Below are 25,811 nucleotides of genomic sequence, written 5' to 3' on the forward strand. Positions count from 1 at the left end.
GTCAGGTGCAACGCGAAATTGGCAACCTATCGGCGCCGTCACACTCAACCCAGAGAGGGAGCAGCCGGCAGTGAAAATAGCAGCTTAAAAACACGGCTGACGCGACAACTACCTTGCAAAACGCCGCTTGTTGTCATGCACCGATTGTGACCATCCATGGTTTAACCCAAACGCACGCGTGCCCTCCCATAACTCGGGGGTGTCATGAAATACCTCTTCGCCCCAGATCAGAGGGGCGATGGACAGCTGACAGTGGATGATAATTGGGTTTCTTTGTACATAATGATTGCTTTCATAACGTGCAATAAACTCTTTTGGATAGTTAGTTATTGTTTTGCTATGCGTAGCGATATTTCCAAAGCGCGGGATCGATCGGAATAGAAAGTATTCAAAACCATACTCTTCTATCCTTTTGAGTGTGCTCTCAAAGAGTTGGTGTTCGTTTTTGTCGGTACTGCTCTGATTTTCATAAAGCCTTTGATGGGTTTTCATGAGGAGATCCTTTGCCCCTGGTTATGTGATCCAATTTGCATGACGTCCTCATAGTAGTAGAGGTTTGTAGGAAATTTCAAAGCTATTGGTCTTGTTTGTTAAATAAGTTTAATTAAGTGAATTAGTGTAAAAGCACCAGTATCGACAAGCGATACCTGGTGAGCCCGCACGATAGAACTGTTCCAATATAGGGAGTACGAGCTAGCGTATTTTTGACGCCATTTATTAATGTTTTTTCTGGCGAAGAACAGGCATCAAGCGCAGGTGGCATATTGGGTGTGCGCCCTATTTAAAGTGTTTATTTAAAACGGACGTTACAGAGGCGGCGAAAGGCCCTCTCAATCGTCGGTGTTCCTGATGCCGACTTTGCGCGACACTAGGGCACGAGCCAATGGAGTGCACCATGACTGCCAGCGCAGAGAAATTTACCCGCCAAACCCTGCTTGAAGTTCGCCCTTTGACCCCGAGCCTGTTTACCCTGCGCACCACGCGGGATAAGGGTTTTCGCTTTACGGCAGGCCAGTTTGCCCGGCTGGGCGTGACCAAGGCTGACGGCACTACGGTCTGGCGTGCGTACTCAATGGTGTCTTCGCCGCATGATGATTTCCTCGAATTTTTCTCCATTGTGGTCCCGGGTGGCGAGTTCACCAGTGAGCTGAGCCGTCTGGAAGCGGGCGATACCCTGCTGGTGGATCGGCAGGCATTTGGTTATTTAACCCTTGATCGGTTCGTGGATGGCCGCGACTTATGGTTATTGGCAACCGGTACAGGGGTCGCGCCATTTTTATCAATCCTTCAGGACTTTGAAGTGTGGGAGAAGTTTGAGCGCGTTATTCTTGTTTACAGTGCGCGTGAAAAAAAAGAGCTGGCTTATCAACCCTTGATTCAACAGTTAATGCAGCGAGATTACTTGGCTGAACATGAGCACAAGTTTGTCTATGTACCTGTTGTGACGCGTGAAAAAGTGGCAGGTGCATTAAATGAGCGAATGACATCACTTATTGGAAGTGGTGAGTTAGAGCGTGTTGCGGGTGTAGCGTTAACGGCTGAGCATTCCCGGGTGATGATATGTGGCAATCCGCAAATGATTGACGATGTGCGCACGTTGTTAAAACAAAAAGAGATGCGCTTGAGTTTGGCCCGCAAGCCGGGGCAAGTAGCGGTCGAGAACTATTGGTAACCCTGAAACCACGTAACGTTTAAATAAAAACGGCGCCTGATGGCGCCGCTCGTGTTAACGCCCGGTTTAAGGGCGGTTGTTTTGCAGCTTGAGCAAGTCACGAATCTCACCCAGCAACTCTTCTTCTTTGGTCGGAACGGGAGGGGCACTGGGGGCCACGGCCTCTTCGCGCTTGAGGCGGTTGATTGCCTTGACGCCCATGAAGATGGCAAACGCCACGATGATGAAATCGATCACGCTCTGGATGAATTTACCGTAGGCAAGCACGACCGCCGGTGCATCACCCGCAGCCGCTTTGAGCGTTATGGCCAGGTCGGTGAAATCCACGCCACCGATTAACAAACCCAAGGGAGGCATGATCACGTCGCCGACGAAGGATGAAACGATTTTGCCAAACGCGGCGCCGATGATAATACCGACGGCCATATCGACCACGTTTCCTTTGACCGCGAAGGCCTTGAACTCACTTATCACGCCCATAGGTTATTCCTTGTTACAGATGAGGTTGGTTAACGCAGTGTAAATCAGCCTTGCGGATCTTGCCCGACTGGCTGTTTAGCGCTACGCCTTCGTTATCGACACGCTCAGTCCTCTTTAGTTTTCAAACCACCTTCAACGTCCGCCAATACGCGAGTCAGACGCTCAACTCCAGGCTTATTTCTTAATGGGTGGCTTGAGCGCTTTCTATTTAGAATTTGCCCCGCAGACCTCTAGCCTTGGCTCAGTGCACGTTGGTGCGCCTAATAAATAGAGGATCTACGCATGACCACCTCCCTTGGCTTCGGAATGTTTTCACACAGACGCTTGCTGTGTGTTGTGAGTGCCAGCTTGTTATCGGCTTCTGTCCATGCAGCCACGTTGACCCGCGATAACGGTGCTGGCGTAGGCGATAACCAAAATTCGCAAACAGCCGGGGCCAATGGCCCGGTGTTGCTGCAAGACGTCCAGCTGCTGCAAAAACTCCAGCGCTTTGACCGTGAGCGCATCCCTGAGCGGGTCGTTCACGCCCGTGGCGCGGGCGCTCACGGCACATTTACGGTGACCAACGACCTCAGCGATCTGACCAAAGCCAAAGTGTTTGCTGGCGGTGAAGTTACACCGGTATTTGTGCGTTTCTCGGCAGTGGTTCATGGCAACCACTCCCCCGAAACCCTGCGCGATCCGCGCGGTTTCGCGACCAAGTTCTACACCGCTGACGGCAACTGGGACCTGGTCGGCAACAACTTCCCGACGTTCTTCATCCGTGATGCGATCAAGTTCCCGGACATGGTGCATGCCTTCAAGCCTGACCCGCGCACCAACTTGGACGATGACTCACGGCGTTTCGATTTCTTCTCCCACGTACCGGAAGCGACCCGCACCTTGACTGAGCTGTACTCCAACTCGGGCACGCCAGCCAGTTACCGTGAAATGGACGGTAACGGTGTGCACGCTTACAAACTGGTGAATGCCAAAGGCGACGTGCGCTATGTGAAGTTCCACTGGAAAAGCCTGCAAGGGCAGAAAAACCTTGATCCCAAACAGGTGACCGAGGTTCAGGGCAAAGACTACAGCCACATGAGCAATGATCTGGTCACCCACATCAAAAAAGGCGACTTCCCCAAGTGGGACTTGTACGTGCAGGTCCTCAAGCCTGAAGACCTGAAATCCTTTGATTTCGACCCACTGGATGCGACCAAGATCTGGCCGAATGTGCCGGAGCGCAAAGTGGGTCAGATGGTGTTGAACCGTAACCCGGGCAACGTATTTCAGGAAACCGAGCAGGTTGCCATGGCGCCCGCCAACCTGGTGCCGGGTATCGAACCGTCTGAGGACCGTCTACTGCAAGGCCGAGTGTTCTCTTACGCTGACACGCAAATGTACCGTTTGGGTGCGAACGCCCTGCAATTACCGATCAACGCACCCCGTGTAGCCGTCAACAACGGCAACCAGGATGGCGCGATGAACCTCGGTCACTCCACCTCAGGTGTGAACTACCAGCCTAGCCGTCTGGAACCTCGTGAAGAGCCAAAAGCCGCGCGTTACAGCGAGATGGCTCTGTCGGGAACGACCCAGCAAGCGAAGATCGTGCGTGAGCAGAACTTCAAGCAGGCGGGCGACCTGTACCGCTCATTCAGCAAGAAAGAGCGTCAGGACCTGATTGAAAACTTCGGCGGCTCGTTGGCGACAACGGACGATGAAAGCAAGCACATCATTCTGTCCTTCCTCTATAAGGCTGACCCTGAGTACGGGACCGGCGTGAGCAACGTGGCCAAAGGTGATCTGGCACGTGTCAAGGCGCTGGCTGCCAAGCTGGTGGACTAATACGCACACCCTGTAATTGCTGCTCGGCAGTGATTGCAGGGTTTACCTCCGGGGAGGTCGCAACCATGCGTTTTTTTATACCGTTCGCGCTGCTGTGTATAAGTGTCTGCGCCCAGGCCGATGAACCTGATATGCACGTACAGCTTCAGGATTATTACTTCGATGCTGCACGGCGCGGCGATGTGGCAATGCTCGACACCTTCATTGAGTCGGGGTACGCCCTCGACACTCAGGACAGCAAAGGCTACAGCGCCTTGATTCTGGCGGCGTATCACGGTCAGTCCGATGCCGTTGAGCATTTACTGGCTGCCGGTGCCAATGCCTGTGTGCAAGACAAACGCGGTAACACGGCCCTGATGGGCGCCATTTTTAAAGGCGAGTTGAAAATTGCCCGCCGGTTGCTGGCTACCGATTGCAACCCGGATCAGCGCAACCATGCAGGCCAGACTGCCGCTATGTACGCGGGCCTGTTCAAACGCGTCGAATTGCTCAACGATTTGACCCGTCAGGGCGCCGATCTGAATGCCGAAGATCCGTTGGGCAACAGTGCCGCTCGGCTGGCCAGAGGCGAAATCCGCATGCCGGCGGCGCGCTGATCCTGGCCGAGTGGGCTATCATCGCGTTTTTTCCGTGGAGTTCAGATGGCCAAGCCCAAGCGCATTTACGGCTGCACCGAGTGCGGTGCAACGTTTCCCAAGTGGGCCGGACAGTGCGCCGAGTGCGGTGTCTGGAACACATTGGTTGAAACTGTTGTAGAGAGCGGGTCTGCGGCACCGCCGAGCGGCCGTACCGGCTGGACCGGGCAGCAAGCCCAGCTCAAAACCCTGGCTGAAGTCAGCATTGAGGAGATTCCGCGTTTTTCGACGGCGTCCGGGGAGCTGGACCGCGTGCTCGGTGGCGGGCTGGTCGATGGCTCCGTGGTGTTGATTGGCGGTGATCCGGGTATCGGCAAATCCACCATCCTTCTGCAAACCCTCTGTCACATGGCTACGCGCATGCCTGCGCTGTATGTCACGGGGGAAGAATCCCAGCAGCAAGTGGCCATGCGCGCCCGCCGCCTGGGGCTGCCGCAGGACCGTCTCAAGGTGATGACCGAGACGTGCATTGAGAGCATCATCGCCACGGCCAAGCTCGAAAAGCCCAAAGTCATGGTGATTGACTCGATCCAGACCATCTTTACCGAGCAACTGCAATCGGCTCCGGGGGGCGTTTCGCAAGTGCGTGAAAGCGCGGCGTTGCTCGTGCGGTATGCCAAGTCCAGTGGCACGGCGATTTTCCTTGTCGGCCACGTGACCAAAGAAGGTGCGCTGGCCGGGCCGCGCGTACTGGAGCACATGGTCGACACCGTGTTGTACTTTGAAGGCGAATCCGATGGACGTTTGCGCCTGCTGCGCGCAGTGAAAAACCGTTTTGGCGCCGTCAACGAATTGGGCGTATTCGGTATGACCGACAAAGGCCTGAAAGAAGTGTCCAACCCTTCAGCGATTTTCCTGACGCGCGCGCAGGAAGAAGTGCCAGGCAGTGTGGTCATGGCGACATGGGAAGGCACCCGTCCGATGCTGGTCGAAGTGCAGGCGCTGGTGGACGACAGCCACATGTCCAACCCGCGGCGCGTGACATTGGGTCTGGACCAGAATCGGTTGGCCATGTTGCTGGCCGTTTTGCATCGCCATGGTGGCATCCCGACCCACGATCAAGACGTGTTCCTCAACGTGGTAGGCGGGGTGAAAGTGCTTGAAACGGCATCTGACCTGGCTTTGATGGCGGCGGTGATGTCGAGTTTGCGTAATCGGCCGTTGCCTCACGACTTGCTGGTATTTGGCGAAGTCGGGCTGTCTGGCGAAGTGCGCCCGGTGCCGAGCGGGCAGGAGCGCCTCAAAGAAGCGGCCAAGCACGGTTTCAAACGCGCCATCGTGCCCAAGGGCAATGCCCCGAAAGAGTCGCCACCGGGCTTGCAGATTATCGGCGTCACGCGTCTTGAACAGGCGCTGGATGCACTGTTTGAGTAGCGTTATTCATCTGTGATCAAGGCTTTTAACTCGCGCTGAAGCAAGTCTTGATCGCCCAGATTCAGTTCGACCAATCGACGCAGGTTGCCGATCGACTCGGAGTCGATGCGGGTGCATTCAAAACCCAGTTGGTGGGCCTCGGTGTGGGCCAGGTGCACGACCATGATGATGTGCGTTTCATTGCTGAGGTGGATGTCGGCGGTAAATTCAGGGGCTGGGGCGGGGCGCCAGTCCTGCGGCTTCTCAATCAGCAACCCTTTGAGCGACACATCCAGCAGTTTGACTGACCAGTGCAAAGGTCCCTGACTGATCCGGGTCTGGGCATCAAAGGCAATACGGGTAAAGCGCCGACGTTCTTCAGGCTGTTCAGGCATGGTCAAACCCTCTGGGCATGGGTGAACTATAGACCCGATCCACCCATTGCCCGTGATGAAAAAAACCTTTCGAAGAAGGCTCTAGACCAACGTCAGGGGGTGGTCTTTAGTGCTGGGAGCGCTAAACTGCCGGAAGCAGTCCTTCTTGTCCAACTGGCCGGAATATAAAAATGAATAATAAAAATAGCTTGCTCCGCCACATCCCGTGGCTGGTGCTGGCAATTGTAGGCGCCTGCGCCCTTGGCGTCGTGGCATTGCGTCGGGGCGAGGCAATCAACGCCTTGTGGATCGTGGTGGCAGCGGTTGCCATCTATCTGGTTGCTTATCGTTACTACAGTTTGTTTATCGCCACCCGGGTGATGCAGCTGGACCCGAGCCGGGCAACGCCTGCGGTGGTCAACAACGACGGTCTGGACTATGTGCCGACCAACAAACACATTCTTTTCGGTCACCACTTTGCCGCCATCGCTGGCGCCGGCCCCTTGGTCGGGCCGGTATTGGCTGCGCAAATGGGGTATCTGCCCGGCACGCTCTGGCTGATTGCCGGTGTCGTGCTTGCGGGTGCGGTGCAGGATTTCATGGTGCTGTTCATGTCCACGCGTCGCAATGGCCGCTCGCTAGGCGACATGGTGCGCGAAGAAATGGGCAAGGTGCCGGGCACCATTGCGCTGTTTGGCTGCTTCCTGATCATGATCATCATCCTCGCGGTGCTGGCGCTGATCGTGGTCAAAGCCCTGGCCGAAAGCCCGTGGGGCATGTTCACGGTAATGGCCACTATCCCGATTGCGATGTTCATGGGCATTTACATGCGCTACATCCGCCCGGGCCGCATCGGTGAAATCTCCATCATCGGCGTGCTCCTGCTGCTCGGCTCGATCTGGCTGGGGGGCCAGATTGCGGCCGATCCTGAGTGGGCGCACGTGTTCACCTTCACGGGTGTGCAAATCACCTGGATGCTGATCGGCTACGGTTTTGTAGCGGCGGTGTTGCCAGTGTGGCTGGTGCTGGCTCCACGCGATTACCTGTCCACCTTCCTCAAAATTGGCACTATCGTGGCTTTGGCGATCGGCATCCTGATCACCATGCCCGAGCTGAAAATGCCGGCGGTTACCCAATTCATCGACGGCAATGGCCCGGTCTGGAAAGGTGGCCTGTTCCCCTTCCTGTTCATCACCATTGCCTGCGGTGCGGTCTCGGGTTTCCATGCGCTGATTTCGTCGGGCACTACGCCCAAGTTGCTGGATAACGAAACCAACGCCCGTTACATCGGTTATGGCGGCATGTTGATGGAGTCGTTCGTGGCCATCATGGCGATGGTTGCCGCCTCGGTCATCGAGCCGGGCGTGTACTTCGCCATGAACAGCCCGGCTGCCATCGTGGGATCGGATGTTGTCAGCGTTGCACAAACTGTCACCAGCTGGGGGTTTGCCATTACCCCGGATGCACTGACGGCGCTGGCTAAGGACATCGGTGAAACCACTGTCCTGGCACGTGCGGGCGGTGCACCGACCCTCGCGGTGGGTATCGCGCAAATCCTGCACCACGTGCTGCCCGGCGAAAATACAATGGCGTTCTGGTATCACTTCGCTATTTTGTTTGAGGCCTTGTTCATCCTGACGGCAGTCGATGCCGGTACACGTGCCGGACGTTTCATGCTGCAAGACTTGCTCGGCAGCTTTGTCCCCGCGCTCAAACGTACGGAATCGTGGCCTGCCAACCTGATTGCCACGGCCGGCTGTGTGGCGATGTGGGGTTACCTGCTGTACCAGGGCGTAATCGATCCGCTGGGCGGCATCAACACCTTGTGGCCACTGTTTGGTATCTCCAACCAGATGCTGGCAGGTATCGCGTTGATGCTGGCCACGGTCGTGCTGATCAAAATGAAGCGCCAGCGTTACATCTGGGTGACCATGTTGCCAGCGGTCTGGCTGCTGATCTGCACCACTACCGCAGGCTTCATCAAGCTGTTCGATGCCAACCCGGCAGTGGGTTTCCTGGCGCTGGCGAACAAATACAGCACAGCGCTGGAAGCCGGCCAAGTGATCGCCCCGGCGAAAAACATCGACCAGATGCAACACGTGATTATCAACGCGTACACCAACGCGGGTTTGACCGTGCTGTTCCTGTTCGTGGTCTTCAGCATCCTGTTCTATGCGCTCAAAGTCGGCATTGCCGCTTGGGGCACCAAAGAACGTACCGACAAAGAAGCGCCATTCCAGGCCATGCCGCAAGAGTGACTGAGGGCTGCAAACATGTTCAACGACCTGAGTCGCCTCGGTAAATACCTCGGTCAGGCTGCGCGCCTGATGGTCGGCATGCCTGACTACGACACGTACGTCGAGCATATGCAAACCAAACACCCGGACAAGCCGGTAATGAGTTATGAGGCGTTCTTCCGCGAACGCCAGGAGGCCCGTTACGGCGGCAAGGGTGGCCCCAAGTGTTGCTAACCCGCTAGCCCTTGTGCAGGAGCGGGCTTGTTCGTGACGCCAGGGTGTCAGTCAACGATTGAGTTGAATGGCCCCTTGTTTTCGCGAACAGGCTCGCTCCTGTTGTCGTTTTTGCACATCCATCGTCAAGGAGACTGCATGTCCTCTCCCATCCCCGTCACCATCCTCAGCGGCTTCTTGGGGGCTGGCAAAACCACGTTGTTGCGTTACCTGCTCAAGGCCGAACACGGCCTTAAAATTGCTGTGATCGAAAACGAATTCAGTGATGCCGGGATCGACACCCAACTGTTGGGCGACGAGCCGGTACACGTCATGACGCTGGCCAATGGCTGCGTGTGCTGCACCATTCACACTGACCTGACCAAAGCCCTTTACCTGCTGCTTGAGCGGCTGGACAGCGGCGAGATTGCCTTTGACCGGTTGGTCATTGAGTGCACTGGTCTGGCCGACCCGGCGCCCGTGGCGCAAACCTTTTTCATCGATGAAGAATTGCGTGAACGCTACCTGCTGGACGGCATCATCACCTTGGTAGACGCAGCCCATGCGGATGTTCATTTGACCCAGACCATCGCCCAGGCCCAGATCGGCTTTGCTGATCGCTTGCTTGTGAGTAAGTGCGACCTGGTGGACGACGCCACCTTCGAGGCCCTGAGCGAGCGCTTGACCCGCATCAACCGTCGGGCGCCGATCCGCGTGGTTGAGCACGGCAAAATCGATCTGGCCGAGTTGCTGGACGTGCGCGGTTTTAACCTCAATGCCGATTTAGGCGGCGGGGTGAGTTTGCGGCCAGTGCAGCCCGCAGCGTCGATTGATCGTATCTCCAGCCTGGTGCTGCGCACCGACAAGCCGCTGGACATCGATCGCCTGAGCGAATTCATGAATGAACTGCTTGAAAACCATGGCAAGCAACTGCTGCGTTACAAAGGTGTGCTCCATATTGCGGGCGAAGCGCGACGCCTGGTGTTTCAAGGGGTTTTGAAACTCTATGGCTTTGATTGGGACACGGAATGGACTGAGGGAGAGACGCGCGAAAGTGTGATGGTGTTTATTGCCGACGCGCTCCCCGAGGAAGAGATTCGCGAGGGTTTTGCTCGCCTCGGGAATGCGTGAGAGGGCGCTTGCCTCACGTTTCCCGCACCAAAACTTTCAGCGTGGCCCCGGCATCAGGCAGTGACAGCGCGTAAAGCGATGCACTGTGCAACCCAGCATGCAGCGCCCACAAAAAAGCCCGGCTCAAGAGCCGGGCTTTTTGTTCAGCTATTTACACTCAGTTGCCGTAAACCGGCAGCTTCTTGCAGATGGCTTTGACTTTCTCGCGAACAGCGTCGATCACGGCTTCGTTGGTGATGTCGTCCAGAATGTCGCAGATCCAGGTAGCCAGCTCGCGGCATTCTTCAACCTTGAAGCCACGGGTGGTCACAGCCGGAGTACCGAAACGCAGACCCGAGGTCACGAACGGAGAGCGCGGGTCGTTCGGCACGGAGTTTTTGTTCACGGTGATGAACGCTTTACCCAGCGCGGCGTCGGCGTCTTTACCCGAGATGTCTTGCTTGATCAGCGACAGCAGGAACAGGTGGTTTTCAGTACCGCCCGAAACCACGTCATAACCGCGCTCAATGAACACCGAAGCCATGGCCTGGGCGTTCTTCACCACTTGTTGCTGGTAAACCTTGAACTCCGGTTGCAGGGCTTCTTTGAAGCACACTGCTTTACCGGCGATCACGTGTTCCAGCGGACCGCCTTGCGAACCCGGGAAAACAGCGGAGTTCAGCTTCTTCTCGATTTCGGGGTTGGCTTTGGCCAGGATCAGGCCGCCGCGTGGGCCGCGCAAGGTTTTGTGGGTAGTGGTGGTCACTACGTCAGCAAACGGCACAGGGTTCGGGTAAACGCCTGCTGCGACCAGACCGGCCACGTGCGCCATGTCCACGAACAGGTAAGCGCCGACTTTGTCAGCGATGGCACGGAAGCGCGGGAAGTCCAGGATCTGCGAGTAAGCGGAGAAACCGGCCACGATCATTTTTGGCTTGTGCTCAACCGCCAGGCGCTCGACTTCGTCGTAGTCGATCAGGCCGTTGGCGTCGATGCCGTATTGAATAGCGTTGTACAGCTTGCCCGAGGACGAAACGGTGGCGCCGTGGGTCAAGTGACCGCCATGGGCCAGGCTCATGCCCAGGATGGTATCGCCGGCCGACAGCAGCGCCAGGTACACCGCGCTGTTGGCCTGGGAGCCAGCGTGCGGCTGAACGTTGGCGTAATCGGCGCCGAACAGTTCTTTGGCGCGGTCGATGGCCAGTTGCTCAACCACGTCGACGTATTCGCAGCCGCCGTAGTAACGCTTGCCCGGATAACCTTCGGCGTATTTGTTGGTCAGTACCGAGCCTTGAGCTTCCATCACCGCTGGGCTGGTGTAGTTTTCCGAAGCGATCAGCTCAATGTGTTCTTCCTGGCGCTGAGCTTCTTGCTCCATGGCGGCAAAAAGGTCGGCGTCGAACTTGGCAAGTGTCAAATCACGGCTGAACATGGCGGTCCTCAAGGATCGGGGGCAGAAAAGGAGGGCATTCTAACCCAACGGGTTTTATCTGGCATATGAAAGGCAATCATGTGGCAGACAAGTGGCTTTCAGGTACGGGGTTTTAGCGAGCTTTTGAAGCCTTACTCGAACACTGGCAGGGCTTCCTGGCTGAAATGTGCTTCAAATTGCCGCGCAGGCATGGGCCGCCCGAACAGGTAACCCTGCACTTCATCGCAGCCATGTTCACGCAGGAAGTTCAGCTGTTCGTGGGTTTCGACGCCTTCAGCGATTACGGCCAGGTTCAGGCTGTGGGCCATGGCGATGATGGCGCGGGCGATCTGTGCGTCCTGTTCACCTTCGGGCAGACCGTCGACAAAGGTGCGGTCGATTTTCAGCACATCGATGGGGAACTGCTTGAGGTAGTTGAGCGACGAGTACCCGGTGCCGAAGTCGTCAACGGCAATGCTCAGGCCGAGGTTTTTCAGGCTGGCAAGGATTTGCAGCGCTTCGCTGACTTCGCGCATCAGGATGCTCTCGGTCAGTTCCAGCTCCAGACAGGCCGGGGGCAGGCCTGTCTCCTTTAGGATATTGGCAATGCGCGTGCCCAACTGGCCGTCGGAGAATTGCCGCGCCGAGATGTTGACCGAGACTTTCGGCACGCGCACTTTGGCTTGGTGCCATTGCTTGAGCTGACGGCACGATTCAGCCAGCACCCAGTCGCCCACATCCACCACCAGCCCCAGTTCCTCAAGTACCGGGATAAAGTCGCCCGGCGGCACCAGGCCACGACGCGGGTGGTTCCAGCGCAGCAACGCTTCGACGCCAGTCAGGCGCTTGCCGTCGCCGCTGAATTGCGGCTGGTAATAGAGGATGAACTCTTCCTGCTCCAGTGCATGGCGCAGGTCGCTTTCCAGTTCCAGACGTTCCAGCGCGCTGGCGTTCATGTCTGCCTGATAGAACTGGAAGTTGTTTTTGCCACGTTCCTTGGCGTGGTACATCGCCGTGTCGGCGTTCTTCATCAACTGGCTGAGTTCGTTGCCGTCCTGCGGGCTCAGGGCGATGCCGATACTGGCCGTGACAAAGAACTCGCGGCTCTCCAGCACAAACGGCTTCACCAGGCTGGCGAGGATCTGCTCGGCCACGCTGATGGCGCGGTTGAGTGCCATGTCGCGGGTCGCACGGGGTTGCAACAACAGGGTGAACTCATCGCCGCCCATGCGCGCCACGGTGTCGTCATTGTCCACGCAGGCGAGCAGGCGAATGGCCATGTCTTTGAGCATGCGATCGCCCGCCGCGTGGCCCAGCGAGTCATTGATCGGTTTGAAGCGGTCGAGGTCAAGGAACATCAGCACCACCCACGACTTGTTGCGCTCAGCCTGCTGCAGCGCGGTGTGCAGACGGTCCTGGAACAAGGTGCGGTTCGGCAAGTGGGTCAGGGCGTCGTAATAGGCCAGGCGGTGAATCCGCTGTTCACTGGCCTTTCGCTCACTGATGTCGCTGAAGAAGCACACATAACTGGCTAGATCGCCTTCGTCATCGAAGACCGCCGTGATGCCGACCCACGCCGGGTAGTGTTCGCCGTTCAGGCGCTTGAGCCAGATTTCGCCTTCCCACGTGTTGTGCTGGTGCAGTTGCTTGAGTACGTAGTGCAAATGCGCTTGTTGCTGTTCATCGACGGTGAGCATGCTCGGCAATTGGTCGAGCACTTGCGACACGGCGTAGCCGCTGACCCGGCTGAAGGCCTCGTTGGCCTGCACGATATAACCCGCCGGGTCGGTAATGAGGATGGCCGAGGTCGAGTGTTCAAATACCGTGGCTGCCATGCGCAGGTCTTTTTCCGCGCGGCGCTGTTGACTGATATCGCGGCCGACCCCGAGGATGCCTTCGAACGCATCGTTCTCATCCCACACCAGTACCAGACGCAGCTCGATCGGGATCTTGCGCCCGTCGGCCCGCAGGCAATCGAACAGGAACAGTTGAGTATCGAGTTCGGTGCGCAGGGCGGCCAGTTGGTCCGGTTTGTCGAGCGCGTGGCTGACCCGTTCAATCAAGCTGTAAACACCCGCCAATTGTTGTGGGTTGGCGATGGTGGATTGCCAGCCGTGCTTGTACACCCAGTCGGTGTCGAAGCCCAGTACGGTGTGAACGGAGGGGCTGACGTAGTTGAGTTTCAGCGCACTGTTGGTCGAGAAAATGACATCACTGATACTTTCGGCCAGCATCCGATAGCGTTGTTCACTGTCGCGTAACGATTCGCTGGCTTCGATCTGGTCTGTGATGTCCTTGGCCACCCCCACGATACGTGTGACCTGATCGTACGCGTCCCGCGCCAGTGCCTGTTCGCGGATGTCGAAGCGGCGCCACACGCCGTTGCAGTGACGAAAACGCAGATGGCATTGCAGCAGGTGCGCGTAGCCGCCGTGGCGCTGTTGCTTGCGCATCAGGTGGTAATGCTCGGCGTCTTCGGGGTGCAGTAGCAGTTCCCAGAAGTAAGTGCCCATTTGCTGCAGTTCGGTGGCGTTGTACCCCAGGGTGTGGCCCAGGTGGTGGTTGCTGAAAATCATCCGCTGGCTGATGACGTCCTGCACATACAGGTGGTCGGGCACAGTGCGCACCACATCTGACCAGAAACTCTCGCGCTCCTGCAGCGACAGTTCGATGAGCTTGCGGCTGGTGATGTCGCTGATGCTCAAGATCACGGCCTGAAAATCGCTGCGATCTTGCGGCAGACGCAGCACCAGCCATAAATGTTGGTCCTGCCCCAGGGCGTCGACGAGGGTGATTTCCAGCTCAAGTTGTTGTTGATGGTTGAGCACCGCCTCGATGACTTGATAGCTAATGGCCGAGGTGTTGTTCGGGCAACCGTTGATCAGTTTTTCCCAGGCACCTTCGCACGAGTCCACGCCCAGCAACTGCAACGCCACCTGATTGACTTCCGTGATGCGTAACTGCTCACACAAATGCTGGCGTTGCACGGGGTTGTTGTTGAGCCAGTGTTTGAGCGCAGTGCTGTCATATAACTGCTCGCGCTCCAGAAAGCCCGGCAGGCTGGAGAGGTCAAGCACGCACAGGGCGACCCCGGTGCCTTCAAAAATGTCGTGATAGCGGCGGCGCCCTTCATGGGCCTGACGCTGGCGGCGGCGCATGTTAATTAGCGCGATCACCGGTAGCAGGGAAAACAGCAGACCGAGCAGGCATTTACCGATAAGCCCGGGCAACAGTTGCCCAATCACCCGCTCTTCGTTGAACAGCGCACGCAGTTGCCAGTCGCTGTGGCTCAGCGGCAACAGCGCGACCGTATCGGTCGCGTCTTGCGAGCTGAGGGTGGAGGCGGGCGTGACAGGGGCCGTGCTGTGATTCAGTACTTTGTGGGTCTGGGCATTTTCGATCAGCCAGTGCGGCCGGTCGGCCTGCCGGGTTTGTAAGGTCAGGCTGTGCAACATGTCCGGTCTCAGGCGCAGTAACCAGTAGCCGCCTGACGGGCTACCGGGTTTGGCGAGCAGCAAATAAAGGGTGCTGGCATCGCTGTTGTTGCTGAAGTAATAACTGTCGGTGCGCGTGCGCGATTGATTGTGTTTGACCCAGTCACGCAGAAAAGCCGCGTCCGGGCTGATACCGCCGCTGTCGAGCAGCACTTCGCCTTCCGGGCTGAGCAGGGCCAGGCTCTGCAACGACGGCAGCGACTGACGCATCCGGCTGACCTGGGCGCGTAACTCGCGCAGTGTGCCGGGGGGTTGTTGGGCGGGCAGCAGATTAAGCGCCATCTCCGCCCGCAGGGCCATGCTCACATTGACGTGATCCGCCAGGTCGGCGCTATAAGCGGCGCTGTATTGGCGCTGATGCTCGACCGTTGACTGAAATTGCTCGATCAGCAGCCAGAACAACATGCCCAGCAATAGCAAGACCAACGTGGCCAGCGCGCCTTTTAACGTGCCGCGCACGGGGGTGCCAAGCCATGGGCCTGGAGCACGCGCGGGGTTAGACGGTGTGACGTTGGGCAAGCTGTGATCCTGCGATTTGGCTGCAATGGTGCGATACGCACTATAAGCGGGACGCCCAAAGGGCGGCTAGCATGCCTTGGACTGTGGCAAAGTGCCAGCCCCCTGGTGGGCGCTGGTTTGCCCTGCACTGCGCATTCAGGTAGCTTTGCCGGTTACGCGGGGGCACAAGGGCTCCTACACTCAGGCTTTTTACATGAGCAGGCATTGACCCAGATCAATCCCTGTCCTTCTGCTATGGCCTGAGCCGTGCATTGCTCGCGCCTTATTCACCTGTCACTGACGCTAGGTTCACCATGGCTCAATACGTTTTCACCATGCATCGGCTGAGCAAAGTTGTTCCGCCGAAGCGGGAAATCCTGAAAAACATCTCCCTGTCGTTTTTCCCGGGCGCCAAGATCGGCGTACTCGGTTTGAACGGTTCGGGTAAATCCACCCTGTTGAAAATCATGGCTGGCGTCGACACCGAGTTCGACGGCGAAGCCCGTCCAATGCCGGACTTGAACATCGGCTACTTGCCGCAAGAGCCGCAACTGGACCCGAGCAAAACCGTTCGCGAAGTGGTTGAAGAGGCCGTGAGCGTGATCAAGGACGCGCAAGCGCGTCTGGACCAGGTCTACGCGGAATACGCCGACCCGGATGCCGACTTCGACAAGCTGGCCGCCGAACAGGCCAAGCTCGAAGCCATCCTGCAGGCAGGCGACGGTCACAACCTTGAGCGCCAGCTGGAAGTCGCCGCCGACGCGTTGCGCCTGCCAGCCTGGGACGCGAAAGTTGAACACCTGTCGGGTGGTGAGAAGCGCCGTGTGGCCTTGTGCCGCTTGCTGCTGTCGGCCCCGGACATGCTGCTGCTCGACGAACCGACCAACCACCTGGATGCCGACTCGGTCGCCTGGCTGGAGCACTTCCTGCACGACTTCCCGGGCACCGTGGTTGCGATCACGCACGACCGTTACTTCCTGGACAACGTAGCGGGCTGGATTCTGGAACTCGACCGCGGCGCCGGCATTCCTTACGAGGGCAACTATTCGGGCTGGCTTGAAGCCAAGTCCGATCGTCTGGCCCAGGAATCCAAGCAGCAGTCGGCCCACGAGAAGGCCATGAAAGACGAGCTGGAATGGGTGCGTAAAGGCGCCAAGGCGCGTCAGTCCAAATCCAAGGCCCGTCTGCAACGCTTTGAAGAACTGCAATCGCAGGAATTCCAGAAGCGCAGCGAGACCAACGAAATCTACATCCCGGCCGGTCCGCGCCTGGGTGACAAGGTTATCGAGTTCAAGAACGTCTCCAAGGGTTACGGCGATCGCGTGCTGATCGACAACCTGTCGTTCGCCATGCCAAAAGGCGCCATCGTTGGCGTGATCGGTGGTAACGGTGCGGGTAAATCCACCCTGTTCCGCATGCTGATGGGCAAAGAGCAGCCGGATTCGGGCAGCATCGAAATCGGTGAAACCGTGCAATTGGCATGCGTTGACCAGAGCCGCGACGACCTCGACGGCAGCAAAACGGTGTTCCAGGCCATTTCTGACGGTTCCGATGTCATCCGTATCGGCAACTATGAAATCCCTTCGCGTACTTACGTAGGGCGTTTCAACTTCAAAGGGGGCGATCAGCAGAAGTTCGTCAAGGACCTGTCCGGTGGTGAGCGTGGTCGCTTGCACCTGGCCCTGACCTTGAAAGAGGGCGCCAACGTGCTGCTGCTCGACGAACCGTCCAACGACCTTGACGTTGAGACCCTGCGTTCGCTCGAAGAAGCGCTGCTGGACTTCCCTGGCGCCGCCATTGTGATCTCTCACGACCGGTGGTTCCTTGACCGCGTCGCGACCCACATCCTGGCGTATGAAGATGACTCTCAAGCAGTCTTCTTTGAGGGCAACTACACCGAGTACGAAGCTGACCGCAAAAAGCGCCTCGGCGAGGCGGCTACTCAGCCGCACCGTGTGCGTCACAAAAAACTGGCCCAGTAAGGCCGGTTTGCAAAAAGCGGAGCCCCACGGGGCTCCGTTTTTTTTGCCTGTTTTGGCTGTACGTAATGGCTATTGCTGGTGCAGAAATGGGTACAAGATTCACTTTTTTGGTGCGCAAAACACAAAAAAAGTAGCGCTATTTATATAAAAGCACCATTTAAATTCAGAACTGCGACATTTTGCGCTGTCGCGGTGCGACATGAATTGATAAAGTTCCGGCCAATCTCCGTTTAACGACAATAAATTTGCCGAGACTTGCCCATGATCGAATCCGTCGACCACTTCCTTTCCCGCCTCAAAAAACGTGACCCCGACCAGCCAGAATTCCACCAAGCGGTGGAAGAAGTCCTGCGTAGCCTGTGGCCTTTTCTAGAAGCCAATCCGCATTACCTGACTTCCGGGATTCTTGAACGTATATGCGAACCTGAGCGGGCGATTGTGTTTCGTGTGTCGTGGGTAGATGACGAAGGCAAAGTGCGGGTCAACCGCGGCTTCCGTATTCAGATGAACAGCGCGATTGGCCCTTACAAAGGCGGCCTGCGCTTCCACCCGTCGGTGAACTTGGGCGTGTTGAAGTTCCTGGCGTTCGAACAAACCTTCAAAAACTCCCTGACCTCGTTGCCTATGGGCGGCGGCAAAGGCGGTTCAGACTTCAACCCCAAGGGCAAAAGCGACGCTGAAGTCATGCGTTTCTGTCAGGCCTTCATGAGCGAGCTGTACCGCCACATCGGTTCTGACGTGGACGTGCCCGCCGGTGACATTGGTGTCGGCGCCCGTGAAATCGGTTTCCTGTTCGGTCAGTACAAGCGCCTGAGTAACCAGTTCACGTCCGTGTTGACCGGCAAAGGCATGAGCTACGGCGGCAGCCTGATTCGCCCGGAAGCCACCGGTTTTGGTTGCGTGTATTTTGCTCAGGAAATGCTTAAACGCAGCGGCCAGCGCATTGATGGCAAGCGTGTGGCGATCTCGGGTTCCGGTAACGTGGCGCAGTACGCCGCGCGTAAAGTCATGGACTTGGGTGGCAAAGTGATTTCGCTGTCTGATTCCGAAGGCACTCTTTACTGCGAAGCGGGATTGAACGACGAGCAGTGGGATGCGCTGATGGCGCTTAAAAACGTCAAGCGTGGGCGTATCAGCGAATTGGCCAGCCAGTTTGGCTTGGAGTTCCTGGCCGGGCAGCACCCCTGGAACCTGACCTGCGACATCGCCTTGCCGTGCGCTACGCAAAATGAACTGGACGCCGACGCGGCACGTGCGCTGCTGAGCAATGGCTGCGTGTGCGTGGCCGAAGGCGCTAACATGCCGACCACGCTGGAGGCGGTGGACCTGTTTATCGAGGCGGGCATTCTGTTCGCTCCGGGCAAAGCCTCCAATGCGGGCGGCGTGGCCGTGAGTGGTCTGGAAATGTCGCAAAACGCCATGCGTTTGCTCTGGACCGCGGGTGAGGTGGACAGCAAGTTGCACAACATCATGCAGTCGATCCACCACGCGTGCGTTCACTATGGTGAAGAAAACGGCCGTATCAATTACGTCAAAGGTGCCAACATCGCCGGGTTTGTCAAAGTGGCCGATGCCATGCTGGCGCAGGGCGTGGTTTAAGCCGGGTCTACGCGAAGGATTTCGACCTGCAAATCCCCCGCAGGTCGAAGCCATAGCACTTCATCGCCGGGGCCTGCGCCCAACAGCGCACGGCCCAGTGGCGATCCCCAATTGATCAAGCCCTGGGTAGCATCGGCCTCATCTTCGCCCACCAGTTGCACCTGTTGCTCATTGTCGTGTTCGTCGACGAACGTCACCCTGCTGCCGATCTGCACTTTTTCTGTGGACGTGGCCGGGGCGGCGACCTGCGCACTCAGCAAGCGCTGATTGAAGTAACGCAAGTCACGGTCGAGATCAGCCAGACGTTGCTTGTCGGCTTCCTCCCTTTTGGCGGTTTCGTGAGCATGCTGAGCCTGTAGCTCGCTGACTTTGGCTTGCAATAAAGCAAGACCCCGGGCGGTGACGTAATTGGGCTGGCTGCTGACCTGACGCTCAATGGGGGCATTGGCGTGGTCAGCGGCGCTGTCTTCATTTACAAACGCGCGGCTCATGGCAACTGTCCCTTATGGCGATAAGGTTAAGAGCTCGCGGGCCGGTCAGGGTTCAGATTATTGCGAGCGATGAGCCCGGGCCGCGTCCACATCCTTCTCGTGTTGCCAGTCGCGTTCGCGTTGATCCCAATGGCGCTCTTGATACTGCTCACGGTCCTCGCTTTCACGCATGGCCTGACACTGACGAAAGCCGTCATCCCAGCCTTGAGCGTAGGTGGGATCATTCAAATAGCGCGGGACGTTTTTCTTGAATTCACCTGTTATCACGCCTGCTGCTTGTCGGCCGCTGCTGCAACCCTCATCAAAGCCGTCGGCAAAGGCGGGTGGATACCCTTTGGCCAGCAGCTCCTGGTGGGTGGTCTGACACCCGGCCAATACTGCAATCAGCATCCCCACCCCCACACACCTGCGCCACATAACCCACCTCATTGCACCGTTGAACGGCTGATGAGGTGAGTGTAGGCCGGGATCTGTGAGTGAGACGTCAACCCGATGTCAATGCGATGTCAGTGATCAGGTTGAGCCCCCGAGGGTCGCGTGTTCAGCCAGCTCCTGCTGGATAAATGCCGCGACCATGGCGCGGTACACCTGCTCGGTAACGTGGGGGTTGGCACCGAGTTCCTCGGCCAATGCCCTGACCTTGAGGAAAACTTGCTCCACACGCTGTGGGGCTTTGACCGCGTTGCTGTCCTTTTTAAACCGGGCGGCCTGCGAAACATACGCCCCGCGCTGTGCGATCAAGCCGACAATCTGGCGGTCCAGTTCGTCGATGTGTGCCCGTACGTCTTCCAGGTTTTGGCACGTTATCGCCATGTGGTGAAGCTCCCTTCAGTAGTGATACCACTTCACTTCCAACATCACTTCGTTCACTGGCGAGGTCAAGTGGCTGAACTCGCGCTGAGCCGTCAGGCGTAAACCAAGGTTGCGCGACAGTTCCCATTGTTGGTTCAGGCTCAAGGTGCGGCGTATTTCTCCGTTGGTGAAGTAATCGCCTTTGGCTTCCAGGCTCAGGTTGCCGATCGGGTTGCGCCACAGCAGGCCGGTGTTAAAGCCCGCCGCTGGTGATACGAAAGCCGCAAAGTCGTTGTTGTGCTCCACGCGCACGGTGCCGAGGGCGAAGCCCAGCACGTCGTCAGCCAGTTGCCAGGTGCCACCTGCGCCGCCGTTGACATGGGTGACGAGGGTTTCATCGCCATGTTTACCGAGTACCCGCTCCAGCCCACCACCCACTTGCCATGACCAGGGTTTGAGCAAGTCATTGCGCGGGGTAAGGGAGCGGATGTTGGCCAGGTCCAACTGCTGGATTTGCCAGTGGTTGCCTTCGTACTGACGCAGTTTGAGCTGCAGGATTTCAATTTGCGCACCCAGCGGGAAGCCCGGCGCGTTGTCATTGAGGTCGTGGTAGGCCATGCGCAGGCCATATTCGGCAAAGGCCTTGTCGTCACGGCTGCCGACGCCCAATTGCCAGGTACGCGATTCGTGGCCGTTCTCTGGCAGCTCGGGTTTTTCGACGTCCAGTTCAGGGGCCGGATTTTGATTAATCGCCCGCAGCAGTTCAAAGCTGCGTTGCGAACGGTCGGTGTCCCGCTCCAGGCCGTTGGCGCGGTAACGTTCAAGGCGATACGCCGCATCGATAATCAGCGCCTGACGCGCTTTGGGTAGGGCCTTGAAGTCCGGGTTCTGCAATTGTTTCTGGTCGGCGCTGACTTGCAGCACCCATTGCTGCTCCTCGGGGTCGAGTACCTTGGCGCGATCCAGCAGCTCACGTTCGCGGGAAGGCCGGTATTCGATACTCTCGACCAAACCGGCTTCCTTGACGCCTTTCACGGTGTCGGTGGGGATCGCCGTGAGGGGAAACTGGGTCGTCAGTTGCAGGCCCGGACGCGCTACTTGCAGCAACTCAAGCAGGCGATAAGAGCAGTTTTCATCGAAGAAGAAGTAATCGAACTGGATCTGTTTCAGCTCCCACACGTGTTCGACCATGCGTCGGGTTTCTACGGGCGTCAGGTTCAGGCGGTATTCCCACAGGTCACGGTTTTCGAGACTGCGGTATTCCGAGAGTTTTTCCTGATACGGCACCAGCGCGAACAGGCCCGGGTAGCCACCGGCCAGTCCTTTCCACGCGTACAGAATGCTGTTGTCGGAGCCTTCAATGTAGGCGCCAAAGTTGATCGCGTAGCTCAGCAGTGCGGTCTTGTTGCTTTGCACGTCTGCCTGATCGATGCGCAGCAAAGTGTGGCCGAACATTGATGACGGGCTGTTGAGGTAGGCCGCCGGGAAAATCATGACGGTGCTGTGCGGGGCCACGTCTTTGAACCATTGCGTGAACTCTGCGCAGGGGGCGGGCGGCAGGTCGTTCAGGTTCAATTGGGCCTTGAGCCAGCGGGTACGGGCCGGGTACACGCACTGCGGGTGTTTGTCCCCCAGGCTTAACGGCGAATACAGCGCCTCGACGGTGGCGCGCAGTTCGGCGTCCGGGTGTTGGGCACCGTCGGGGGCGATGAAGAATTTGTCGTCGCTGACGTAACTGCGCCAGCCGCCGAGTGTGCGGGCTTCATAATGCCCGAGGGAAATCCAGAAAGGGTCGTTGGCCAACTGCTGCAAACGTTGATTGTCGATATGGGGCGCGGCATATAACGGGGCGCAGGCACAGAGCGCCAGATAGGCAAGGCGTTTGAGCATGGTGGGCAACTGTTGTCAGACAAATAGAAATGAAGCAGAAGAATACCCGCTCCGAAAGGAGCGGGCAGGTCTCATTTACGCAGCAGTGGCGTATTTGGACAGGCGTGCATCACTTTTCAGGACGGCCAGGGTGTTGTTGTGAACGTCATCTGCGGTCACGTCAGCTTTGCTGAAGATCTGCTGGAAGTGTTCGTGGGTGACAGCAGCAAAATGCTCGCGGTCTTCAGGGGCTACACCCAATACCACCGCGTAGGTGGTCAGTGCTTCGCCGTTGCCTTTAGCCATGTCTTCGGACAGCTCGTTCATCATGCCATTCATGGCAATCCACGATTTGCCGCCGTAAGTCAGCGCGTCTTTGGTGGTGCAACCGTTGGTGCCGGATGTCATGCCGAAGGTAGCGTTGCCGGAAGTGCCGTTGGTGGTAGACGCCAGGAAGTGGGCCGGTGTGCCGCGCTGGCCTTCAAACAACATGTTGCCCCAACCGCAGTTTGGGCCACCGGGTGCCTGAGCCATGGCATTGAGGGAAACAACAGTGAAGAGAGTACCGAGAAGAATCCGTTTCATAGCTTTGTTCTCTATGTGTGTGCAACCAATGGACAAGGGTGTCTGGCCCTGAAGCGCCAGTACGGGCCAGTTATGACTTCCAGCCGCGTAACACCTTGGAGTCTAGGCACGTTCTGCAGGTTCCGTCTTTTTTTGTAAAACAATCATTGATCAAGCGCAGTTTTATCCCGCAAATGCAGGCCCTCCGGAATTCACGCATCGTGCGCCTTGCCAGTGGCGTACAGCCAGCGCCAGAATGCTGCCATCTGCCCCGCCCGATGTAAGGAAGCCCGATGCCTGATCCTGTTGCTGCCAGCTTGCGTTTAGCGCCTGATGCGCTGACCCGTCCGTTTTCCGCTGAACAGTTCAGCTTCTCTACCACCAATGATCTGGAGCCTTTTCGCGGCATTCTCGGCCAGGAACGTGCGGTCGAAGCCTTGCAGTTTGGCGTGGCCATGCCGCGTCCGGGTTACAACGTCTTTGTGATGGGTGAGCCCGGCACCGGGCGTTTTTCATTCGTCAAACGCTACCTCAAGGCCGAAGGCAAGCGCCTGAAGTCCCCCAGCGACTGGGTATATGTCAACAACTTCGATGACCCGCGCGAACCACGGGCGCTGGAGTTGCCGGCCAGCGGCGCCGGAGCGTTCATCGCTGACATCAATGGGTTGATTGATAACCTGCTGGCGACGTTCCCGGCGGTGTTCGAACACCCGACTTATCAACAGCGCAAAAGCGCCATCGACCGGGGCTTTAACCAGCGCTATGACCGTGCGCTGGATGTGATCGAACGGCTGGCGCTGGAAAAAGGCGTGGCGCTGTACCGCGACAGCAGTAATGTCGCCTTCACGCCAATGAGCGATGGCAAGGCGCTGGATGAAGCCGAGTTTTCACAGTTGCCGGAAGAGGAGCGCGAGCGTTTTCACGAAGATATTTCGCAGCTCGAAGAGCGTCTCAATGAAGAGCTGGCGAGCCTGCCGCAATGGAAGCGTGAGTCCAATAACCAGCTGCGCCACCTGAACGAAGAAACCATCACCCTGGCGCTGCAACCGTTGCTGGCGCCTTTGTCGCAGAAGTACGCCGAAAACGGCGCGGTGTGTGGTTATTTGCAGGCTATGCAGGTGTACCTGCTCAAAACCGTGGTCGAGCAGTTGGTTGATGACAGCAAGACCGATGCCCAGGCGCGCAAGCTGCTGGAAGAGCAGTACCTGCCGAGCCTGGTTGTCGGTCAGCCCATGAGTGGCGGCGCCCCGGTGGTGTTTGAGTCGCACCCGACCTATGACAACTTGTTCGGCCGTATCGAATACAGCACCGATCAGGGCGCGCTGTACACCACGTACCGTCAGTTGCGACCGGGTGCGCTGCATCGCGCCAATGGTGGTTTCTTGATCCTGGAGGCCGAGAAGATGCTCAGCGAGCCGTTTGTGTGGGATGCGCTCAAGCGCGCCCTGCAATCGCGCAAGCTGAAAATGGAGTCGCCGCTGGGCGAGATGGGCCGTCTGGCGACCGTCACCCTGAGCCCGCAAGTGATCCCGTTGCAGGTCAAGGTCATTATCATTGGCGCCCGTCAGCTGTATTACACGCTGCAAGACCTCGACCCGGACTTCCAGGAGATGTTCCGGGTGCTGGTGGACTTCGATGAAGACATCCCGATGGTCGACGAAAGCCTTGAGCAGTTCGCACAGCTGCTGACCACGCGCACGTCTGAAGAAGGCATGGCGCCTCTCACCGCCGACGCAGTAGCGCGACTGGCCACGTATAGCGCGCGGTTGGCGGAGCATCAGGGGCGGTTGTCGGCACGCATCGGTGATCTGTTCCAGTTGGTCAGCGAGGCGGATTTCATTCGTCATTTGGCCAACGATGAGATGACCGACGCCGGGCACATCGAACGTGCGCTCAAGGCCAAGGCCACCCGTACCGGTCGCGTATCGGCGCGGATTCTCGATGACATGCTGGCGGGTATCATCCTGATCGACACCGATGGCGCTGCTGTCGGTAAATGCAACGGCCTGACTGTACTGGAAGTGGGGGATTCAGCGTTCGGCGTGCCGGCGCGGATTTCGGCCACGGTGTACCCGGGTGGCAGCGGAATCGTCGACATTGAGCGCGAAGTTAACCTCGGGCAGCCGATTCACTCCAAGGGGGTGATGATCTTGACCGGGTATCTGGGCAGCCGTTATGCACAGGAGTTTCCGTTGGCGATCTCGGCCAGTATCGCGCTGGAGCAGTCTTACGGGTACGTGGACGGCGACAGTGCGTCACTGGGCGAGGCATGCACGTTGATTTCTGCGTTGTCCAAAACGCCGCTCAAGCAGTGTTTTGCAATTACCGGTTCGATCAACCAATTCGGTGAAGTGCAAGCGGTGGGCGGGGTCAACGAGAAGATTGAAGGCTTCTTCCGTCTGTGTGAGGCCCGTGGGCTGACCGGCGAGCAGGGCGCGATCATTCCCCAGGCCAACGTGGCCACCTTGATGCTCGACGAGAAAGTGCTGCAGGCCGTGCGCGAGGGCAAATTCCACGTGTACGCGGTGCGTCAGGCGGACGAAGCCCTGAGTTTGCTGGTAGGTGAGCCTGCGGGTGAGCCGGATGCCGAAGGCCAGTTCCCGGAAGGCAGCGTGAATGCGCGGGTGGTCGAACGCCTGCGGGTGATTGCGGAAATGATCAGCGATGAGGATCTCAAGGAGGCTGAAAAAGAACTGATCGCCGAAACCCTGGCGGCTAAAAAAACCGTCTAGAGCCCTCTGCGGTGGTTACGCGTTTTACCCTCCGTTGGTCACGGCGCCTTTGCGGGCGCCGTTTTTCTTCTATTCTCAGCTCAAGGACCTCCACTGTCGTCACTGGAACGATGCAGCCCGTTGTGTGCGGCTGAATACAGGAACCACCGAGGGTCGCCGCCATGTCGCGCAACCTTTGTCTTACCCGCCAATGCCTGGGACTGGTCACGCGTATTGAATGCAGCGTACGCCCCCTCGCAGGGGGCACCGGTATGTGGACGTTATTGTTTGCTGCCGGTCTGGCGGGCGAGCAGCCCACCACGATCAAGTCCCAGGGCCCGTTTCCCGGCCCGTTTGCGGCTGAAACCATTCTTGAATCCATCGTCGAAAGCTTGACGCTGCATGGCTATGAGCTAGCGGACGATCCGCAGATCTGGTGCCTGCATGTGCAGGCCCAGCTGCGGCAAATCAACGGCGCGCGCTGTCACGCGTCTCGTTGATG

20 protein-coding genes and 1 pseudogene are annotated in these 25,811 nt (G+C 57.9%); 11 read left to right on the plus strand and 10 right to left on the minus strand.

Going from position 1 to position 25,811, the window contains the following annotated elements:
• Positions 1 to 108: 108 nt before the first annotated feature.
• Positions 109 to 492, minus strand: coding sequence for an autoinducer binding domain-containing protein (locus tag HBN61_RS17200; protein ID WP_170047339.1), 384 nt, complete (start codon positions 490 to 492; stop codon positions 109 to 111).
• A 403-nt stretch (positions 493 to 895) separates the two neighbouring features.
• On the opposite strand from HBN61_RS17200, the gene HBN61_RS17205 reads away from it, so the two are divergent.
• Positions 896 to 1,672 (plus strand): ferredoxin--NADP reductase, encoded by a 777-nt coding sequence (locus tag HBN61_RS17205; RefSeq protein ID WP_094992215.1) that lies wholly within the window; start codon positions 896 to 898, stop codon positions 1,670 to 1,672.
• Between the two features lie 66 nt (positions 1,673 to 1,738).
• Here the strand turns inward: HBN61_RS17205 and mscL are convergent, their stop codons facing one another.
• A complete protein-coding gene (gene mscL, locus HBN61_RS17210; protein ID WP_094992216.1) occupies positions 1,739 to 2,152 on the minus strand; it encodes a large-conductance mechanosensitive channel protein MscL in 414 nt (137 codons plus the stop codon).
• Positions 2,153 to 2,458: 306 nt separating this feature from the next.
• Between mscL and katB the strand changes: the two genes are divergently transcribed.
• The 3 genes from katB (at position 2,459) to radA (ending at position 5,985) form a co-directional block, all read left to right on the plus strand.
• Complete coding sequence (katB, locus tag HBN61_RS17215; protein WP_524539079.1) at positions 2,459 to 3,976, plus strand: catalase KatB; 1,518 nt, start codon at positions 2,459 to 2,461, stop codon at positions 3,974 to 3,976.
• 65 nt (positions 3,977 to 4,041) lie between these two features.
• Positions 4,042 to 4,572: an ankyrin repeat domain-containing protein gene (locus HBN61_RS17220; protein ID WP_170047341.1), complete on the plus strand. Its 531-nt coding sequence runs from the start codon at positions 4,042 to 4,044 to the stop codon at positions 4,570 to 4,572.
• Positions 4,573 to 4,617: 45 nt separating this feature from the next.
• A complete protein-coding gene (gene radA, locus HBN61_RS17225) occupies positions 4,618 to 5,985 on the plus strand; it encodes a DNA repair protein RadA (protein WP_047292009.1) in 1,368 nt (455 codons plus the stop codon).
• A 2-nt stretch (positions 5,986 to 5,987) separates the two neighbouring features.
• Here the strand turns inward: radA and HBN61_RS17230 are convergent, their stop codons facing one another.
• Entirely contained in the window at positions 5,988 to 6,359 is a 372-nt protein-coding gene (locus tag HBN61_RS17230; protein WP_170047343.1) for a PilZ domain-containing protein, read from the minus strand.
• 170 nt (positions 6,360 to 6,529) lie between these two features.
• On the opposite strand from HBN61_RS17230, the gene HBN61_RS17235 reads away from it, so the two are divergent.
• From HBN61_RS17235 to yjiA, 3 genes are all read left to right on the plus strand, one after another.
• On the plus strand, positions 6,530 to 8,596 hold the full coding sequence (locus HBN61_RS17235) for a carbon starvation CstA family protein (protein ID WP_094992220.1): 2,067 nt from the start codon (positions 6,530 to 6,532) through the stop codon (positions 8,594 to 8,596).
• A gap of 15 nt (positions 8,597 to 8,611) precedes the next feature.
• A complete protein-coding gene (locus HBN61_RS17240) occupies positions 8,612 to 8,809 on the plus strand; it encodes a YbdD/YjiX family protein (RefSeq protein WP_010448516.1) in 198 nt (65 codons plus the stop codon).
• Between the two features lie 138 nt (positions 8,810 to 8,947).
• Positions 8,948 to 9,919 (plus strand): GTPase, encoded by a 972-nt coding sequence (gene yjiA / locus HBN61_RS17245; protein WP_170047345.1) that lies wholly within the window; start codon positions 8,948 to 8,950, stop codon positions 9,917 to 9,919.
• 157 nt (positions 9,920 to 10,076) lie between these two features.
• Here yjiA and glyA read toward each other — a convergent pair whose 3' ends face one another.
• Both glyA and HBN61_RS17255 read right to left on the minus strand, forming a co-directional pair.
• Positions 10,077 to 11,330 (minus strand): serine hydroxymethyltransferase, encoded by a 1,254-nt coding sequence (gene glyA / locus HBN61_RS17250; RefSeq protein WP_094992222.1) that lies wholly within the window; start codon positions 11,328 to 11,330, stop codon positions 10,077 to 10,079.
• Positions 11,331 to 11,461: 131 nt separating this feature from the next.
• Positions 11,462 to 14,611 (minus strand): annotated as a pseudogene (locus HBN61_RS17255) (sensor domain-containing protein); the annotation flags it as partial.
• A 1,004-nt stretch (positions 14,612 to 15,615) separates the two neighbouring features.
• Here HBN61_RS17255 and ettA point away from each other — a divergent pair.
• Both ettA and gdhA read left to right on the plus strand, forming a co-directional pair.
• Positions 15,616 to 17,283, plus strand: a complete 1,668-nt coding sequence (gene ettA / locus HBN61_RS17260) for an energy-dependent translational throttle protein EttA (protein ID WP_047273569.1) — start codon at positions 15,616 to 15,618, stop codon at positions 17,281 to 17,283.
• Between the two features lie 261 nt (positions 17,284 to 17,544).
• A complete protein-coding gene (gene gdhA / locus HBN61_RS17265; RefSeq protein ID WP_094992224.1) occupies positions 17,545 to 18,882 on the plus strand; it encodes an NADP-specific glutamate dehydrogenase in 1,338 nt (445 codons plus the stop codon).
• On the opposite strand, the gene HBN61_RS17270 is transcribed toward gdhA, so the two are convergent.
• The 5 genes from HBN61_RS17270 to HBN61_RS17290 all read right to left on the minus strand — a co-directional run bounded on the left by HBN61_RS17270 (position 18,879) and on the right by HBN61_RS17290 (position 22,619).
• Positions 18,879 to 19,373: a GreA/GreB family elongation factor gene (locus HBN61_RS17270; protein ID WP_170047349.1), complete on the minus strand. Its 495-nt coding sequence runs from the start codon at positions 19,371 to 19,373 to the stop codon at positions 18,879 to 18,881. The genes gdhA and HBN61_RS17270 overlap by 4 nt on opposite strands.
• A gap of 57 nt (positions 19,374 to 19,430) precedes the next feature.
• A complete protein-coding gene (locus HBN61_RS17275) occupies positions 19,431 to 19,790 on the minus strand; it encodes a hypothetical protein (protein WP_170047351.1) in 360 nt (119 codons plus the stop codon).
• A gap of 96 nt (positions 19,791 to 19,886) precedes the next feature.
• Positions 19,887 to 20,186, minus strand: coding sequence for a chorismate mutase (locus tag HBN61_RS17280; RefSeq protein WP_094992227.1), 300 nt, complete (start codon positions 20,184 to 20,186; stop codon positions 19,887 to 19,889).
• 15 nt (positions 20,187 to 20,201) lie between these two features.
• Positions 20,202 to 22,055 carry an Lnb N-terminal periplasmic domain-containing protein gene (locus tag HBN61_RS17285; RefSeq protein ID WP_170047353.1) on the minus strand — a complete coding sequence of 618 codons (1,854 nt, stop codon included), beginning with the start codon at positions 22,053 to 22,055 and terminating at the stop codon, positions 20,202 to 20,204.
• Between the two features lie 75 nt (positions 22,056 to 22,130).
• Positions 22,131 to 22,619: a DUF3015 domain-containing protein gene (locus tag HBN61_RS17290; protein ID WP_019411892.1), complete on the minus strand. Its 489-nt coding sequence runs from the start codon at positions 22,617 to 22,619 to the stop codon at positions 22,131 to 22,133.
• Positions 22,620 to 22,891: 272 nt separating this feature from the next.
• Between HBN61_RS17290 and HBN61_RS17295 the strand changes: the two genes are divergently transcribed.
• Positions 22,892 to 25,330 (plus strand): Lon protease family protein, encoded by a 2,439-nt coding sequence (locus tag HBN61_RS17295; protein ID WP_170047355.1) that lies wholly within the window; start codon positions 22,892 to 22,894, stop codon positions 25,328 to 25,330.
• A gap of 161 nt (positions 25,331 to 25,491) precedes the next feature.
• Positions 25,492 to 25,809, plus strand: coding sequence for a PA4575 family protein (locus HBN61_RS17300; protein WP_094995113.1), 318 nt, complete (start codon positions 25,492 to 25,494; stop codon positions 25,807 to 25,809).
• Positions 25,810 to 25,811 lie beyond the last annotated feature (2 nt).

It is taken from the genome of Pseudomonas sp. WS 5071, from assembly GCF_012985765.1.
Lineage (GTDB): Bacteria > Pseudomonadota > Gammaproteobacteria > Pseudomonadales > Pseudomonadaceae > Aquipseudomonas > Aquipseudomonas lundensis_A.